This is a genomic window from Kitasatospora sp. NPDC091257 (assembly GCF_044757675.1).
Lineage (GTDB): Bacteria > Actinomycetota > Actinomycetes > Streptomycetales > Streptomycetaceae > Kitasatospora > Kitasatospora lactacystinica.
Map to the genome: position 1 here is coordinate 1 of NZ_JBIVVI010000045.1, position 16,628 is coordinate 16,628.

Annotated in this window: 7 protein-coding genes and 1 pseudogene; 6 read left to right on the top strand and 2 right to left on the bottom strand. The window is 75.2% G+C overall.

The features are described 5' to 3' along the window. The first annotated feature begins 155 nt into the window (after nt 1-155). Nucleotides 156-2,735 (top strand): aminopeptidase N, encoded by a 2,580-nt coding sequence (gene pepN, locus ACIQOV_RS03770; protein WP_401044480.1) that lies wholly within the window; start codon nt 156-158, stop codon nt 2,733-2,735. Nucleotides 2,736-2,857: 122 nt separating this feature from the next. Here the strand turns inward: pepN and ACIQOV_RS03775 are convergent, their stop codons facing one another. Both ACIQOV_RS03775 and malQ read right to left on the bottom strand, forming a co-directional pair. Next, on the bottom strand, nt 2,858-3,034 hold the full coding sequence (locus ACIQOV_RS03775; protein WP_401044483.1) for a hypothetical protein: 177 nt from the start codon (nt 3,032-3,034) through the stop codon (nt 2,858-2,860). A 74-nt stretch (nt 3,035-3,108) separates the two neighbouring features. After that, on the bottom strand, nt 3,109-4,869 hold the full coding sequence (gene malQ, locus ACIQOV_RS03780; RefSeq protein WP_401044485.1) for a 4-alpha-glucanotransferase: 1,761 nt from the start codon (nt 4,867-4,869) through the stop codon (nt 3,109-3,111). Here malQ and ACIQOV_RS03785 point away from each other — a divergent pair. The 5 genes and pseudogenes from ACIQOV_RS03785 to ACIQOV_RS03805 all read left to right on the top strand — a co-directional run. Further along, nucleotides 4,804-5,442 (top strand): annotated as a pseudogene (locus tag ACIQOV_RS03785) (thioesterase II family protein); the annotation flags it as partial. The gene malQ and the pseudogene ACIQOV_RS03785 overlap by 66 nt on opposite strands. Then, nucleotides 5,442-6,626 (top strand): cytochrome P450, encoded by a 1,185-nt coding sequence (locus ACIQOV_RS03790; RefSeq protein WP_401044488.1) that lies wholly within the window; start codon nt 5,442-5,444, stop codon nt 6,624-6,626. The pseudogene ACIQOV_RS03785 and the gene ACIQOV_RS03790, both read left to right, overlap by 1 nt. A gap of 110 nt (nt 6,627-6,736) precedes the next feature. Beyond that, entirely contained in the window at nt 6,737-6,949 is a 213-nt protein-coding gene (locus tag ACIQOV_RS03795) for an MbtH family protein (RefSeq protein WP_189922088.1), read from the top strand. 8 nt (nt 6,950-6,957) lie between these two features. After that, nucleotides 6,958-7,953 (top strand): TauD/TfdA family dioxygenase, encoded by a 996-nt coding sequence (locus tag ACIQOV_RS03800; protein WP_359898259.1) that lies wholly within the window; start codon nt 6,958-6,960, stop codon nt 7,951-7,953. Nucleotides 7,954-8,019: 66 nt separating this feature from the next. Next, the coding region (locus ACIQOV_RS03805) for an amino acid adenylation domain-containing protein (protein WP_401044493.1) at nt 8,020-16,628 on the top strand (8,609 nt) is incomplete at its 3' end.

A 16,628-nucleotide genomic window follows, 5' to 3' on the forward strand; every position in this document is an offset into this window, starting at 1 on the left:
GGTGACGACCGGGGCATGACCCCTCGTCGCGGGCCACGCGGGCGGGGCGGGAACGGGCTGATCGCCCGGGCCCGCCCCGCCCGCGATTTTTCGGCCGCCCCGTCCGTTGGACGTGCGAGGATTCGGAGCATCAGTCTGACAAAGGAGTGCAGCGAGTGCCCGGCACAAACCTGACCCGTGAGGAGGCCCGCACCCGGGCCGACCTCCTCCACGTGGACGCGTACGACATCGAGCTCGACCTCGGTTCGGCCCGTGAAGGCGGTACCTTCCGGTCCACCACCGTGGTCCGGTTCACCGCCACCACCCCCGGCGCGGAGACCTTCATCGACCTCGTCGCCCCGAGCGTCGAGGAGGTCGTCCTCAACGGCGTGCGGCTCGACCCGGCGAGCTTCGCCGACAGCCGCATCCCGCTGCCGGGCCTGGCGGCCGAGAACGAGCTGCGGGTCGTCGCGACCTGCGAGTACACCAACACCGGTGAGGGCCTGCACCGGTTCGTCGACCCGGTCGACGGCGAGACCTACCTGTACACCCAGTTCGAGGTACCGGACGCCCGCCGGGTCTTCGCCAACTTCGAGCAGCCCGACCTGAAGGCCGCGTTCGCGTTCACCGTGACCGCGCCGAACGGCTGGGTCGTGGTCTCCAACTCGCCGACCCCGGAGCCGGTCGGCGAGGGCGACACCCGGGTCTGGACCTTCGAGCCCACCGGCCGGATCTCCAGCTACATCACCGCGCTCGTCGCCGGCCCGTACGTCGGGGTCTTCGACACCTACGAGAACGGCGAGCAGAAGGTGCCGCTGGGCGTCTACTGCCGGCCCTCGCTGCGCGAGTTCCTGGACCCGGAGGCCGTCTTCGAGGTCACCAAGCAGGGCTTCGACTTCTTCCAGGAGAAGTTCGACTTCCCGTACCCGTTCGCCAAGTACGACCAGCTCTTCGTCCCGGAGTTCAACGCCGGCGCGATGGAGAACGCGGGTGCTGTCACCCTGCGCGACCAGTACGTGTTCCGCTCCAAGGTCACCGACGCCGCCTACGAGGCCCGCGCCGCGACGATCCTGCACGAGCTCGCCCACATGTGGTTCGGCGACCTCGTCACCATGGAGTGGTGGAACGACCTCTGGCTGAACGAGTCCTTCGCGACCTACGCCGAGGCGGTCTGCCAGGCCGAGGCCCCCGGCTCCAAGTGGCCGCACTCCTGGACCACCTTCGCCAACCAGATGAAGACCTGGGCGTACCGGCAGGACCAGCTGCCGTCCACCCACCCGATCATGGCGGAGATCAACGACCTGGAGGACGTCCAGGTCAACTTCGACGGCATCACCTACGCCAAGGGCGCCTCGGTGCTCAAGCAGCTGGTGGCGTACGTCGGCCAGGACGCCTTCTTCCAGGGCGTGCGGGCGTACTTCAAGCGCCACGCCTGGGGCAACACCCGGCTCAGCGACCTGCTCGGCGCCCTGGAGGAGGCCAGCGGCCGCGACCTCAAGGCCTGGTCCAAGGCCTGGCTGGAGACCGCCGGCATCAACGTGCTGCGGCCCTCGATCACGGTGAACACCGACGGCGACATCGAGTCCTTCGCGGTGCTCCAGGAGGCCCCCGCGCTGCCCGCCGGCGCCAAGGGCGAGGCCGTGCTGCGGCCGCACCGCATCGCGATCGGCCTGTACGAGCTGAACGGCGACGCGCTGGTGCGCACCGACCGGATCGAGCTGGACGTCGACGGCCCGCGCACCGAGGTGCCGGAGCTGGTCGGCCGCCACCGCCCGGCCGTCGTGCTGCTGAACGACGACGACCTCTCGTACGCCAAGATCCGGCTCGACGAGGACTCGCTGGCCGTCGTCACCGAGCACCTCGGCGGCTTCGCCGACTCGCTGCCGCGCGCGCTGTGCTGGGCCTCCGCCTGGGACATGACCCGCGACGGCGAGCTGGCCGCCCGCGACTACCTGGCGCTGGCGCTGTCCGGCATCGGGCGCGAGAGCGACATCGGTGTGGTGCAGTCCGTGCACCGCCAGGTCAAGCTCGCCCTCGACGCCTACACCGACCCGCGGTGGCGCGAGCAGGGCCTCGACCGCTGGGCCGCCGCCGCGGAGGAGCACCTGCGCGCCGCCGAGCCCGGCAGCGACCACCAGCTGGCCTGGGCCCGCGCCCTCGCCTCGGTCGCCCGTACGGACGGTCAGCTGGGCCTGCTCGCCGGGCTGCTGGACGGCTCGGTCGAGATCAAGGGCCTCGCGGTCGACACCGAGCTGCGCTGGACCCTGCTGGTGCGCCTCGCCGCCACCGGGCGGGCCGACGAGGCCGCCATCGCCGCCGAGCTGGAGCGGGACAACACCGCGGCCGGCCAGGAGCACGCGGCCACCTGCCGCGCCGCCCGGCCGACCGCCGAGGCCAAGGCGCAGGCCTGGGCGTCGGTGGTGGAGTCCGACAAGCTGACGAACTATGTGCAGGAGGCCGTCATCGCCGGCTTCCAGCAGTCCGACCAGCGCGAGCTGCTCGCACCGTACGCGGCGAAGTACTTCGCGGCGGTCAAGGGCGTCTGGGAGAGCCGCAGCCACGAGATCTCGCAGCAGATCATCGTCGGGCTGTACCCGGCCCTGCAGGTGACGGCCGCGACCCTGGAGGCCACGGACGCGTGGCTGGCCTCGGCCGAGCCGGCGCCGTCGCTGCGGCGCCAGGTCGTCGAGGCGCGGGCGGGCGTCGAGCGCGCCCTCAAGGCCCAGGACGCCGACCGTGCGGCGGGGGCCCGCTGACGGTGCGCGGATAAGCCCGAAGGGGCGCCGGACGGGATCGTCCGGCGCCCCTTCGGGGTCGTGCGGGTCCTGGTGGACGTCGTGCCCGTCCTGGTGGACGCGGCGGTCGCCTCTACGAGGAGTTAGTTCTTCTTGGCCTTGCTGCCGTACGGCAGAGCGGCCAGAGCGGCGATGATCGCGAAGGAGACGAGCGGGACCACCACGTACAGGCCGATGGTCTCACCGACACTCAGGCCGGAACCCGGGTCGTCACCGTCGTCCCTGGTGAAGGCCATGGCGGGCGACGACAGCAGCATCATCAGCGTGACCGTTGCGCAGACCGCGCCGGCTCGCAAAGCGTTCCTCTTGTCCACGTTTCCAACTTACCCGCCGCTTACGGGACGGCGCGCGTCGGGGTCCGCCTGACGGAGTCGGGCACGGCGAGCAGCTGGGCCAGCAGGCCGGCGGCGGGGGCGGTGGCGAGGCGTTCCAGGGTGACCGGCCCGCCGGAGCCGTCGGCGACCGGCAGGCGCCAGTTCGGGTACTGGTCCCAGGTGCCGGGCAGGTTCTGCGGGCGCGGGTCGCCGACCAGGTCCGGCAGCCAGACCCCGACCAGCTCCGCCGGGGTGGCCCGCAGGAAGCGGTACAGCACGGGCATCGTCAGCGGCTCGTCCGGGCCGAGCAGCCCCAGCCCGGCCAGCTCGGCCCGCCAGTCCGCCAGCTCCGCCGCCGCCTGCTCCTGCTCCTCCCCCAGCGGCCGGGCCAGCAGGCCCAGCCGGTGCCGCAGCTCGACGTGCTCGCCGGAGAGCCGGGCCGCGGTGCTGGGCAGGTCGTGGGTGGTGAGGGTGGCCAGGCAGCCCGGCCGCCAGCGGTCCGGGCCGAGGATCGCCCCGCCGGCCTGCCAGTCCCGCTCGAACCAGAGGACGGACGTGCCCAGCACCCCGCGCTCCGCCAGCTCCTCCCGCACGCCCGGCTCCACCGTGCCGAGGTCCTCGCCGATCACCGCCGTACCGGCCCGGTGCGCCTCCAGCGCCAGCACCCCGAGCATCGCCTCCGCGTCGTAGCGCACGTACGCGCCCTCGGTCGGCGGATGGCCCTTCGGCACCCACCAGAGCCGGAACAGGCCCATGACATGGTCGATCCGCAGCGCGCCGGCGTGCCGGGCGGTGGCCCGCAGCAGCTCCGCGAACGGGGCGTAGCCGGCCTCGGCGAGCGCGTCCGGGCGCCAGGGCGGCAGGCCCCAGTCCTGGCCGTGGGCGTTGAAGGCGTCCGGCGGGGCACCGACCGAGATGCCGTCGGCCAGCACGTCCTGCAGCGCCCAGGCGTCCGCGCCGTCCGGATGGACGCCCACGGCCAGGTCGTGGATCAGACCGACCGGCATGCCGGCCTCACGGGCCGCCCGCTGGGCGTGGGCGAGCTGCTGGTCGACCTGCCAGGCGAGCCAGCGGTGGAACTCGACCCGCTCCGCGAGCTCCTTCTCCGCCTGCTCGACCTGGGGGCCGTCCGGGTGACGCAGGCCCTTCGGCCAGTGCTGCCGGTCCGGGCCGTGCTCCTCGGCGAGGGCGTTCCACAGGGCGTGCCGGCGCAGCCACTCGCCCTCACGGCGCAGGTACGCCTCGTACTCGGCCTGGCGGCCGGGGCCGCGCGGCACCTCGTGCAGCAGCTCCAGGGCCTCGCGCTTGAGCTGCCAGACGGCGTCCCGGTCGATCAGCGCGTCGTGGCCGAGGACCTCCTCGCGCAGCCGGGCGGCGCGCCGGGCCAGCTCCTCGGCCTGGTCACGCTGGGTCGTCCACCTGCTGCGCCGCCGGCTCGGCATCGAACTCCAGCTGCGCCACCTGCTCGACTCCGCCGACCTGGCCGCCTTCACCGCCACCGTCGGGCAGGCCGCCGCGGCCGGCACCGCCGCCCCCCGGCCCGCCCTGACCGCCCGCGCCCGGGCGGCCGGCGCATGACCGCCGCACTGCGGGTACGGCCCCGCGTCGAGGGGGACTGGCTGTTCGTCCCCGCGCCCCAACCCCACCGCCCCTACCGGCTGTTCTGCTTTCCGCACGCCGGGGGCGACGCCACCGCCTACACCCCGCTCGCCCGCGCCCTCGCCCCGGCCGCCGAGGTCTGGGCACTGCGACCGCCGGCCCGCGGCGGCCGGCTCGGCCACCCGATGCCCGCGAGCTTCGACCTGCTGGTCGACGCCGTCCTGGAGGCCCTCACCCCGCACCTGACCGGCCGGTTCGGCTTCTACGGGCAGAGCTTCGGCGCCCTCCTCGGCTACGAGGTCGCCCGGGCGCTGCCCGCCGAGCGGCGCCCCGAGCTGGTCGTCGCCGCCGCCGCCTCGCCGCCCGCCGCCTGGGCCGGGGCGGACCGCCCCCGGCACACCGCCGACGAACTGCTGCGGCTGGCCGGGATGGGCGAACTCGTCGAGGGCGACGCCGACCTGAAGGAGAACGCGCTGCGCGGCATCCGCACCGACCTGGCCGTGGTCGACACCTACCGGCCCCGGCCCCACCCGCCGATCGGCTCCGCCCTGCACACCGTCGTCGGCGTCGAGGACCCCCTCCTCGCCGTGGGCGGCCTCGAAGGCTGGGCCGCCCACACCCGCGGCGGCTCCGGCCACCACGTCGTCCCCGGCGGCCACCTGCTCGCCACCGTCGACGGGCCCGGCCCGGTCGACCTGCTCTCCTCCCTCATCGCGCGGCCCGGCGCCGCCCACCAGTCCACGACGGAGCACTGATGCCAACCACCACCGCGGTCGACCTCACCGACCCCGACCTGTGGGCCCGCCCCGACACCCCCGCGCTGGTCGCGGAGCTGCGCCGGGAGTCCGCCGTCCACCGCACCGACACCGTCGACGACGGGCAGGTCTGGTCGGTGCTCTCCTACCGGCACTCCGCCGAGGTGCTGCGCAACGCCGCCCTCTACAGCTCCGAACAGGGCTCGCTGCTCGGCGCCGGCGAGGGCAACGTCCCGGTCGGCTCCGGCCGGATGATGGCCCTCACCGACCCGCCCCGGCACCGCGAACTGCGCGCCCCCGCCAACCCGTTCTTCGCCCCCGGCCCGGTGCGCGGCGCCGCCCGCGGCATCACCGACCTCGCCGCCTCGATCGTCGAGAAGGCCGTCGAACTGGGCGAGGTCGACCTCGTCGACGCCGTCTCCGCCCTCCCGCTGTCCGTCATGTGCGACCTCCTGGACGTCCCCGAGCAGGACCGCGAGATGGTCGAACGGGTCTGCGACGTCGCGTTCCTCGGCAACACCCCCGAGGAGCGCCGGGCCGGCCACCAGCAGCTCATCCCGTACCTGCTGCACCAGGTGATGCTGCGCCGGACGGACCCGAGGGACGACCTGATCAGCAAGATGGCGACCTACCGGGTCGGCGGCAAGCTGCTGCCGGTCGAGGACGTCGTGCTCAACCTGGACAACATCGTGGTCGGCGGCGTCCAGACGGTCCGTCACACCGCCGCCATGGGCCTGCACACCCTCACCCGGCACCCGGAACTGTGGCGGAAGCTGCAGCGCGGCGAGGTCGGCATGGACTCGGCCCTGGACGAACTCCTGCGCTGGACCTCGGTCGGGCTGCACACCCTGCGCACCGCGAGCCGGGACACCGAACTCGACGGCCACACCATCCGGCGCGGCGACCGGGTCGCCGTCTGGGTGTGGTCCGCCAACCGGGACCCGGAGGTCTTCGACCGGCCCGAGGAGATCCTGCTCGACCGCAGCCCCAACAAGCACCTCGCCCTCGGCCTCGGCGCCCACTACTGCATCGGCGCACCGCTGGCCAAGGCCGAACTCGGCGCCCTGTTCACGGCGATGCTGGAACGCGTCGCCGTCATCGAGCCGACCGGGCCGGTCACCCACAACCGCTCGATCATCAACTTCGGCCTGGACCGCTTCCCGGTCCGCCTCCTCCCGCGCTGACCGTCCGACGGCGGCAGCCACCCGCACCGAACTGCCGCGTACCTGCCTCGCCTCCTGCCGTTGCGGGCCCCGGGCCGCCCGTACCTTCGAATCAACCCAAGGAGGACACCATGAGCAACCCGTTCGAGGACGACAACGCCGGCTACCTGGTCCTGGCCAACGACGAGAACCAGCACTCCCTCTGGCCGGTCTGGATCGACGTGCCCGCCGGCTGGACCACCGTCCACGGCGAGGACACCCGCCAGGGCTGCCTCGACTACATCGAGGCCAACTGGACCGACATCAGGCCCGCCAGCCTGGTCGCCTCCCTCGCCCACCAGTGAGCGCCACCATGCCGACCTGGGAACTGAACCCCGGCCGCCCGGCCCTCGCCCACGCCCCGCGCACCGCCGACCTGGGCGAGGCCTGCGACTGGCTGCGGGAGAACGAGACCGAGCTCACCGACGCCCTGCACCGCCACGGCACGATCTTCCTGCGCGGCCTGCCGGTCGCGAGCACCGAGGACGTCGCGGCCGTGCGCGACGTGCTCATCCCCGAGCGCACCCCCTACCGCGAGAAGGCCACCCCGCGCAGCGACTACGGCAACGGGGTCTTCTCCTCGACCGACCTGCCGCCGGCCCAGCCGATCCGGATGCACAACGAGAACAGCTACACCCTCACGTTCCCCGGCCGGCTGCTCTTCGCCTGCCTGATCGCCCCCGAGGAGGGCGGGGCCACCCCGACCGCCGACTGCCGCAAGGTGCTCGACCACCTGCCGGCACACCTGGTCGAGCGGGGGCGGACCTCCGGCTGGACGCTCACCCGCGCCTACTCGGACTACGTCTCCCTCGGCTGGCGCACCGCCTTCGCCACCGAGGACCCCGCCGAGGTCGAGGCCTACTGCCGGGAGAACGGCATCACCTGCGAGTGGCGCCCGGACGGCAACCTGCGCACCAGCCAGCTGCGCCCCGCCACCATCCACCACCCGCGCACGGGTGAGGAGGTCTGGTTCAACCACCTCGCGTTCTGGAACGAGTGGTCGCTCGACCCGGACATCCACGAGGCGATGACCGAGGAGTTCGGCCCGGACGGCCTGCCGTTCAACACCGGATTCGGTGACGCCGAACCGCTCGGAAGCGCCGACGTCGACGCCCTCAACGAGGCGTACCACGCCGCGACCGTTCGCGAGCGGTGGCAGGTCGGCGACGTGATGCTGGTCGACAACGTGCTCTGCGCACACGGCCGGGACCCGTACCGCGGCGACCGCAGGATCGCCGTCTCGATGGGACAGCCGGTCGACGTCCTGGACTGCCGGCCCAGCGTCCGCCCGGACCTGGCCGCCGTCTGACCGCCGACCGACCGTCCCCATCCCGAACACCCCGTGCCGTGCCGTGACGTGAGTAGAGGAAGCACCGTGATCCCGGTTTCGTACGCCCAACAGCGTCTCTGGCTGATCGACCAGATCGAGGGGCCGACCGCGCTGTACAACCTGCCGTTCGCCCTGCGCCTGCGCGGCGAGCTCGACACCGCCGCGCTGCGCGTCGCGACGGCGGACGTGGTCGCCCGGCACGAGGCCCTCCGCACGGTGTTCCCGGTGGTCGGGGGAGTCCCGGTGCAGCGGATCCTGCCCGCCGAGGAGGCGCGGCCGCGCTTCCTGGTGCTGGACCGCGCACCGGCCGACTACCCCGCCCACCGGGACGCGGCCGCCGCCGAGACCTTCGACCTGAGCCGCGAACTGCCCATCCGGGTCACGGTGTTCACCCTCTCACCGACCGAGCACGTGCTGCTCGTCGTGCTCCACCACATCGCCGGCGACGGTTGGTCGCTCGGCCCCCTGCTGCGCGACCTCGCCGAGGCCTACCGGGCCCGCCTCGCCGGCGACGCCCCGTCGTGGGAGCCGCTGCCGATCCAGTACGCCGACTACGCGCTCTGGCAGCGCGATCTGCTCGGCGACGAGCGCGACCCCGAGAGCCTGCTCGTCCGTCAACTCGACTACTGGCGAACCGCGTTGGCGGGTCTGCCGGAGGAACTGGAGCTGCCGACCGACCGCCCCCGACCGCCCGCCCCCACCGGCGCCGCCGACTCCGTCGACGTCGCCTGGGACGCCGGTCTGCACACCGCCCTGCTCACCCTCGCCCGCACCCACCGCACCACCCTGTTCACCGTCCTCCAGGCCGGCCTGGCCGCCCTGTTCACCCGGCTCGGCGCCGGCACCGACATCCCGCTCGGCACCGGCGTCGCCGGGCGCGCCGACGAGGCCCTGGACGACCTGGTCGGCTTCTTCGTCAACTCCCTGGTGCTGAGGGCAGACACGTCCGGCGACCCGAGCTTCGCCGAGTTGCTCGGCCGGGTCCGGGAGGCCCAGCTCGACGCCTTCGCCCACCAGGACCTCCCCTTCGAGCGCCTCGTCGAGGAGCTCAACCCGCCCCGCGCGCTCGGCCGCCACCCGCTGTTCCAGACCCTGCTGGTGCTGCAGAACCACGGGCAGGACGCCGCACCCGACCTGCCCGGGCTGGAGAGCGCACCGGAACCGATCGGCCTGCGCGTCGCCAAGTTCGACCTCAACATCGGCATCGCCGAACAGCACGGCCCGGACGGCGCCCCCGCCGGGCTCACCGGCTCGATCGAGTACGCCGCCGACCTCTACGACCGCGCCACCGTCACCGCCCTCGCCGACCGGCTCGGCCGGCTGCTGGCCGGCGCCGCCGCCGACCCGCAGGCGCCCATCGCCACCCTGGACGTGCTCGCCCCCGAGGAGCGCACCCGCATCCTCGTCGAGTGGAACGCCACCGACGCCCCCCGGTGGAGCGGCACCCTCGTCGAGTCCTTCGAGCGCCGGGCCGACCGCACCCCGCACGCCACCGCCCTCGTCCACGACGGCGGCACCCTGACCTACACCGAACTCGACACCCGCGCCAACCGCCTCGCCCACCACCTCACCGCCCTCGGCGTCGGCCCCGAGACCCCCGTCGCGATGCTGATGGAGCGCTCCGCCGACGTCGTCGTCGCCACCCTGGCCGTCCTCAAGGCCGGCGGCTGCTACGTCCCCATGCACCCCGGCCTGCCGCCCGAGCGGATGACCGGCGTGCTCGCCGACACCGGCGCCCCCGTGCTGCTCACCGACCGCGCCGACCCGGGCTTCCCGCACGGCGCCGCCGTGGTCCGCCCCGGCGACGAGGCCGGCGCCCCGGCCCACCGCCCCGGCGTGCCCGTCCACCCGGACCAGCTCGCCTACGCGATGTACACCTCCGGCTCCACCGGCCGCCCCAAGGGCGTCGCCGTGCGCCACCGCGACGTGCTCGACCTCGCCGCCGACCGGCGCTGGCAGGACGGCCGCCACCAGCGCGTCCTGCTGCACTCCCCGCACGCCTTCGACGCCGCCACCTACGAGATCTGGACGCCGCTGCTGGCCGGCAACACCGTCGTGGTCGCCCCGCCCGGCGCCCTCGACGCCACCGCCCTGTACGCCGTCACCACCCGCCACGACGTCACCGCCGTCTTCCTCACCAAGGCCCTGTTCGACCTCGTCGCGGAGCAGGCCCCGGAGACCTTCGCCGCCCTGCGCGTCGTCTGCACCGGCGGCGAGGCCGCCTCCGGGGTGCTGCTGCGCCGGGTCCTGGAGGCCTGCCCCGAGCTGCTGCTCGCCCACGTCTACGGCCCCACCGAGACCACCACCTTCGCCACCCACCACCCGCTCGCCCCCGCCGACCTCGACGGCCCCCGGGTGCCGATCGGCGGCCCGCTCGACAACATGCGCAGCTACGTCCTCGACGCCCGGCTGCGCCCCGTCCCGCCCGGCGTCCCCGGCGAGCTGTACCTCGCCGGCGCCGGCCTGGCCCGCGGCTACCTGGGCCGTCCCGGCCTGACCGCCGAACGCTTCGTCGCCTGCCCGTACGCGCCCGGCGAGAGGATGTACCGCACCGGGGACCTGGTGCGGCTGCGCGCCGACGGCGCCGTGGAGTTCCTCGGCCGGATCGACGGGCAGGTCAAACTGCGCGGCTTCCGGATCGAACTCGGCGAGATCGAGGCGGCGCTGTCCCGCCACCCCGCCGTCCGCCAGGTCATCGTGATCGCCCGCGAGGACCGCCCCGGCGACACCCGGCTGGTCGCCTACTGCACCGCCGAGGCCTCGCTCACCCCGGCCGACCTGCGCGCCTTCGCCGGCACCGTGCTGCCCGGCTACATGGTCCCCGCCGTGGTCGTCCTGCTGGACGCGCTGCCGCTCAACGCCAACGGCAAGGTCGACCGCCGCGCCCTGCCCGCCCCCGACCTCGCCGCCGACGACACCGGGCGCGCCCCGCGCGACGAGCGCGAACGGGTGCTCTGCGAGCTGTACGGCGAACTCCTCGGCATCGACGACATCACCATCGACGACGACTTCTTCGCCCTCGGGGGCCACTCCCTGCTCGCCACCCGCCTGGTCGGCCGGGCCCGCACCGAGCTCGGCGTCGAACTCGCCATCGGCGACCTCTTCCAGGCCCCGACCGTCGCCGGGCTCGCCGACCGGCTCGCCGACCGCGCGACCGGCACCCCCGCCCCGGCCCGCCCGGCGCTGCGGCCCGCCGCCCGGCCCGAGCGGGTGCCGCTCTCCTTCGCCCAGCGCCGGCTCTGGTTCCTGGCCCGGGCCGACGGCCCCTCGGCCACCTACAACGTCACCCTCGCCCTGCGGCTGAGCGGCCCGCTCGACCCCGCCGCCCTGGAGGCCGCCCTCGGCGACGTCGTGCACCGGCACGAGGCCCTGCGCACCGTCTTCGGCGAGCACGACGGCACCCCGTACCAGCGCGTCCTCGACGCCCCCGCGACCGGCCTGCTCACCGTCACCGACCGCCCGAGCGACGAACTCGCCGGCCACACCTTCGACCTCGCCACCGACCTCCCGGTCCACGCCTACCTGCGGCCCGAGGGGGCCGAGGAACACGTCCTGGTCCTGGTCGTCCACCACATCGCCGGGGACGGCGCCTCGCTGGGCCCGCTCTACCGCGACCTCACCGACGCCTACCGGGCCCGCCTCGCGGGCGAGGCCCCGCCGTGGGAGCCGCTGCCCGTCCAGTACGCCGACTACGCGCTCTGGCAGCACGAACTGCTCGGCGACGAGGACGACCCCGAGAGCCCGCTCTCCCGCCAGCTCGCCCACTGGCGCGAGGCGCTGGCCGGCGCGCCCGAGGAACTCCCGCTGCCGCTGGACCGCCCCCGCCCGCCGGTCGCCACCCACCGCGGCGCGGTCGTCCCGCTGGAGTTCGACGCCGACCTGCACGCCCGGCTCACCGCGCTCGCCGCCGAGCACGGCGTGACCCTCTTCATGGTCCTGCGGGCCGCGTACGCCACCCTGCTGCACCGCTTCGGCGCGGGCACCGACCTGCCCATCGGCACCCCGCTGGCCGGCCGCCTCGACGAGGCCGTGCAGGAGCTGGTCGGCTTCTTCGCCAACACCCTGGTGCTGCGCACCGACCTGTCCGGCCGCCCGAGCTTCGCCGAGCTGCTGGCGAGGGTCCGGGAGAGCGACCTGGCCGCCCACGCCCACCAGGACGTGCCCTTCGAGCGCCTGGTGGAGGAGCTGAACCCGACCCGGTCGACCGCCCGCCACCCGCTGTTCCAGGTGATGCTGGCCTTCGCGGGCGCCGCCGAGGACGGCCCGGACCTGCCCGGCGTGACGGTGACGGAGGAGCCGGTCGACTTCGGGACGGCCACCTTCGACCTCACCCTGCGCCTGGTCGAGCGGCAGGGCGCCGAGGGCGCCGCCGCGGGGCTGGCCGGCGTCCTGGAGTACGCCACCGACCTGTTCGACCGCGGGAGCGCCGAACAGCTGGCCGCCGCCCTGGAGTCGGTCCTCCGCCAGGTCGCCGCCGATCCCCGGCGGTCCGTCGCCGAGCTGGACGTCCTGCCCGCCGGGCGGCGGGCCGCGGAGGCGGGCGACCACACCCCGCTGCCCGCGACGGTGCCCCTGGTGCCGGCCGTCTTCGAGGCGCAGGCCGCGGCCACGCCGGACGCGGTGGCCCTGGTCTGCGGCGAGCTCTCGCTGACCTTCGCCGAGCTGAACGCCCGGGCCAACCGGCTCGCCCACGCGCTGATCGCCCGGGGCATCGGCCCCGAGCGCGCGGTGGCGCTGGCCCTGCCGCGCTCGGCCGAGACGGTGGTGGCCGTCCTCGCGGTGCTCAAGGCCGGCGGCGCCCACCTGCCGCTGGACGCCGAGTACCCGGCCGAGCGGACGGCGCACATGCTGGCCGAGGCCCGCCCGGCGCTGGTGCTCACCGACGACCGCTGGCCGCTGCCCGAGGTGCTCGACGGGCACCCCGCGCTCGACCTCGCCGCGCAGCCGGCCGGCCCGCAGACCGACCCGGCCCCGCGGGCCACGGCGGCCGACGCCGCCTACGTCATCTTCACCTCCGGCTCCACCGGCCGCCCCAAGGGCGTCGTGGTGCCGCACGGCGGCATCGCCGCGCTGCTGGCCGCCCACCGCGCGGGCGTGATGGCCGGGGCCGCCCGGCAGCGGGTCGCGCTCACCGCCTCGCTCTGCTTCGACGCCTCCTGGGACGGCCTGCTGTGGCTGGTCGCCGGCCACGAGCTGCACCTGATCGGCGGCGACGTGCGGCGCGACGCCCGGGCGCTGGTCCGCCACGCGCGCGAGCAGGGCATCGGCGTCCTGGAGGTGACGCCCTCCTACGCCGAGCAGCTGATCGAGGAGGGCCTGCTGGAGGAGCCCGCGCCGGCCCTGGTGCTGCTCGGCGGCGAGGCCGTCGGCCGGGCGCTCTGGACGCGGCTGCGCGAGGCCCCGGGCACCGCCGCCCACAACCTCTACGGCCCGACCGAGTGCACCGTCGACGCCCTGACCCACCCGCTGGAGGCCACCGGGCGGCCCGTCCTCGGACGGACCGTCGCCGGCACCCGCTGCCACGTCCTCGACGAGTACCTCAACCCCGTCCCGGCGGGTGTGCCGGGGGAGCTGTACCTGGCCGGCGCCGGACTGGCCCGCGGCTATCTGGCGCGGCCGGGACTGACGGCGGAGCGCTTCGTCGCCTGCCCGTTCGAGCCGGGCGCGCGCATGTACCGCACCGGGGACCTGGTGCGCCGCACCCGCGACGGGGAGCTGGAGTACCTCGGCCGCACCGACCACCAGGTGAAGATCCGCGGCTTCCGGATCGAACCCGGCGAGATCGAGCGCGTCCTGACCGCCCACCCGCGGGTGCTCCAGGCGGCCGTCCTGCCCGACGGGGACGGGCTGCGCCTGGTCGCGTACGTGGTCGCCGACGGCCCGCTCGACCCGGCCGAGCTGCGCGCCACCGCCGCCCGGACGCTGCCCGGCTACATGCTGCCGGCCGCGATCGTGCCGCTGGACGCGCTGCCGCTGAACGCCAACGGCAAGCTGGACCGGTCCGCCCTCCCGGCACCGGACTTCGGGGCGCTGTCGGCCGGCCGGGCGGCGCGCACCCCGCAGGAGGAGATCCTGTGCGGGCTGTTCGCGGAGGTGCTCGGCCTGGAGGGCGTCGGCATCGACGACGACTTCTTCGACCTGGGCGGCCACTCGCTGCTCGCCACCAGGCTGCTCAGCCGGGTGCGGGCGGCGCTGGGTGCCGAGTTGGGGATCCGGGACGTCTTCGAGGCGCCGAGCGTGGCCGGGCTGGCCGCCCGCCTGGGCGCCGGCTCGCGGCGACCGGCGCTGAGCGCGGCGGGCGAACGCCCGGAGCGCGTCCCGCTGTCCTTCGCCCAGCAGCGCCTGTGGCTGATCGACCGGATGGAAGGCCCCAGCGCCCTCTACAACCTGCCGCTCGTCCTGCGCGTGGCGGGCGAGCTGGACGCCGCCGCGCTGGAGCTCGCCCTCGGCGACGTGGTCGCCCGGCACGAGAGCCTGCGCACCCTGATCGAGGAGTTCGACGGCACCCCCTACCAGCGGATCCTGCCCGCCGGGCAGGCCCGCGTCCGGGTCGAGCTGCTGCCGCCCGGCACCGAGCCGGCGAGCTGCACGGCCCGCCCCTTCGACCTGGCCGCCGACCTGCCCGTCCGCGCCCACGTCATCCCGGCCGGGCCCGGGGAGCACCTGCTCGCCCTCGTCCTGCACCACATCGCCGGGGACGGCTGGTCGATGGGCCCGCTGCTGCGCGACCTCGCCACGGCCTACGCGGCCCGCACCGGCGGCGCGGCCCCGCAGTGGGCGCCGCTGCCCGTCCAGTACGCCGACTACGCGCTCTGGCAGCGCGAACTGCTCGGCCGGGAGGAGGACGGGGAGAGCCTGCTCGCCCGCCAGCTCGCCCACTGGCGCGAGGCGCTGGCCGGCCTGCCCGAGGAGCTGTCGCTGCCCGTCGACCGGCCGCGCCGCGCGGCCGCCTCGCACCGCGGCGAGCGGGTCGTCGTCCCGTACGGCGCGGAACTCCACCGCGCTCTCGGCGAGTTGTCGCGCCGGCACCGGGTGACGATGTTCATGACCGTGCAGGCGGCCCTCGCCGCGCTGCTCACCCGCCTCGGCGCGGGCACCGACATCCCGATCGGCTCGGTGGTGGCCGGGCGCGGCGACGAGGCGCTGGACGAGCTGGTCGGCTTCTTCGTCAACACCCTGGTGCTGCGCACCGACACGTCCGACGATCCGAGCTTCACCGAGCTGCTGGCCCGCGTCCGGGAGACCCAACTCGACGCCCACGCCCACCAGGACGTGCCCTTCGAACGCCTGGTGGAGGAGCTGAACCCGGCCCGCTCGCTGGCCCGCCACCCGCTCTTCCAGGTGATGCTGCTGCTGGAGGGCCGGGGCGACTCGGCGCCGCTCGCCGCGGCCGGCCTGGACGCCTCGGCGGTGTCCTCCGCCGGGACGGTCGCCAAGTTCGACCTGAGCGTGGGCCTCGGCGAGTCCTTCGACGCGGACGGCGCGCCCGCCGGCCTGGAGTGCGCGATCGACTTCGCCACCGACCTCTTCGACCGGGAGACGGTCGAGGCGATCGCCGTGCGCCTCGGCCGGCTGCTGGCGGCGGTGGCCGCCCGGCCCGAGCTGCCGATCGGCCGCATCGAGCTGCTGTCGGCCGAGGAGCGCGCCGCGCTCCCGACCGCCGGCGCCGCCCTGCCGGCCGAACTCCCGCTGGTCCCGGCCGCCTTCGCGGCCCAGGCCGCCCACACCCCGGAGGCCGTCGCGCTGGTCTGCGGCGAGGTCCGGCTGACCTTCGCCGAACTGAACGCCCGCGCCAACCGGCTCGCCCACCACCTGATCGGGCGGGGCATCGGACCCGAGTCCGTGGTCGCCCTCGCCCTGCCGCGCTCGGCCGGGAGCGTGATCGCGACCCTGGCCGTGCTCAAGGCCGGCGCGGCCTACCTGCCGCTGGACGCCGACCACCCGGCCGACCGCACCGCCCGCACTCTCGCCGACGCGGCCCCCGCCCTCGTCCTCACCGACGACGGCTGGCCCCGGCCCGAGGCGCTGGCCGGCACCCCCGTGCTGGCCCTCGCCGAGGCCACCGGGCCGGACACCGACCCGGCCCCGCGCGCCTCGGCCGGCCACGCCGCCTACCTGATCTACACCTCCGGCTCCACCGGCCGACCCAAGGGCGTCGTCGTCCAGCACGGCAGCCTCGCCGCCCTGCTGGCCGTCCACCGGGCCGGGCCGATCGCCGCCGCCGAGGCCGTGCACGGCCGACTGCGCGTCGCGCTCACCGCCTCGCTCTGCTTCGACGGGTCGCTGGAGAGCCTGCTCTGGCTGTTCGCCGGGCACGAGCTGCACCTGATCGGCGACGAGCTGCGCCGCGACCCGGCCGCGCTGGCGCGGTACGTGCGCGCGGAGGGCATCGGCGCCATGGACGTCACCCCGTCCTACGCCGAGCAGCTCCTCGCCGAGGGCCTGCTGGAGGGCGCCGCCCCGGCCGTCCTGGTGCTGGGCGGCGAGGCCGTCGGCCAGCAGCTCTGGACGAGCCTGCGCGCGGCGCCGGGCACCACCGCCTACAACCTGTACGGCCCGACCGAGGCCACCGTCTACGCCCTCGGCCGGCCGCTCGGCGGGGCGGAGCGCCCCGGTCTCGGCGGCCCCGTCGCCGGGGTGCGGGCGTACCTCCT

Bases quoted from the DNA above. Each gene is read 5' to 3' on its own strand.
- ACIQOV_RS03775 (WP_401044483.1), bottom strand. From the start codon at position 3,034: ATGATGCTGCTGTCGTCGCCCGCCATGGCCTTCACCAGGGACGACGGT.
- ACIQOV_RS03790 (WP_401044488.1), top strand. From the start codon at position 5,442: ATGCCAACCACCACCGCGGTCGACCTCACCGACCCCGACCTGTGGGCC.
- ACIQOV_RS03795 (WP_189922088.1), top strand. From the start codon at position 6,737: ATGAGCAACCCGTTCGAGGACGACAACGCCGGCTACCTGGTCCTGGCC.
- ACIQOV_RS03800 (WP_359898259.1), top strand. From the start codon at position 6,958: ATGCCGACCTGGGAACTGAACCCCGGCCGCCCGGCCCTCGCCCACGCC.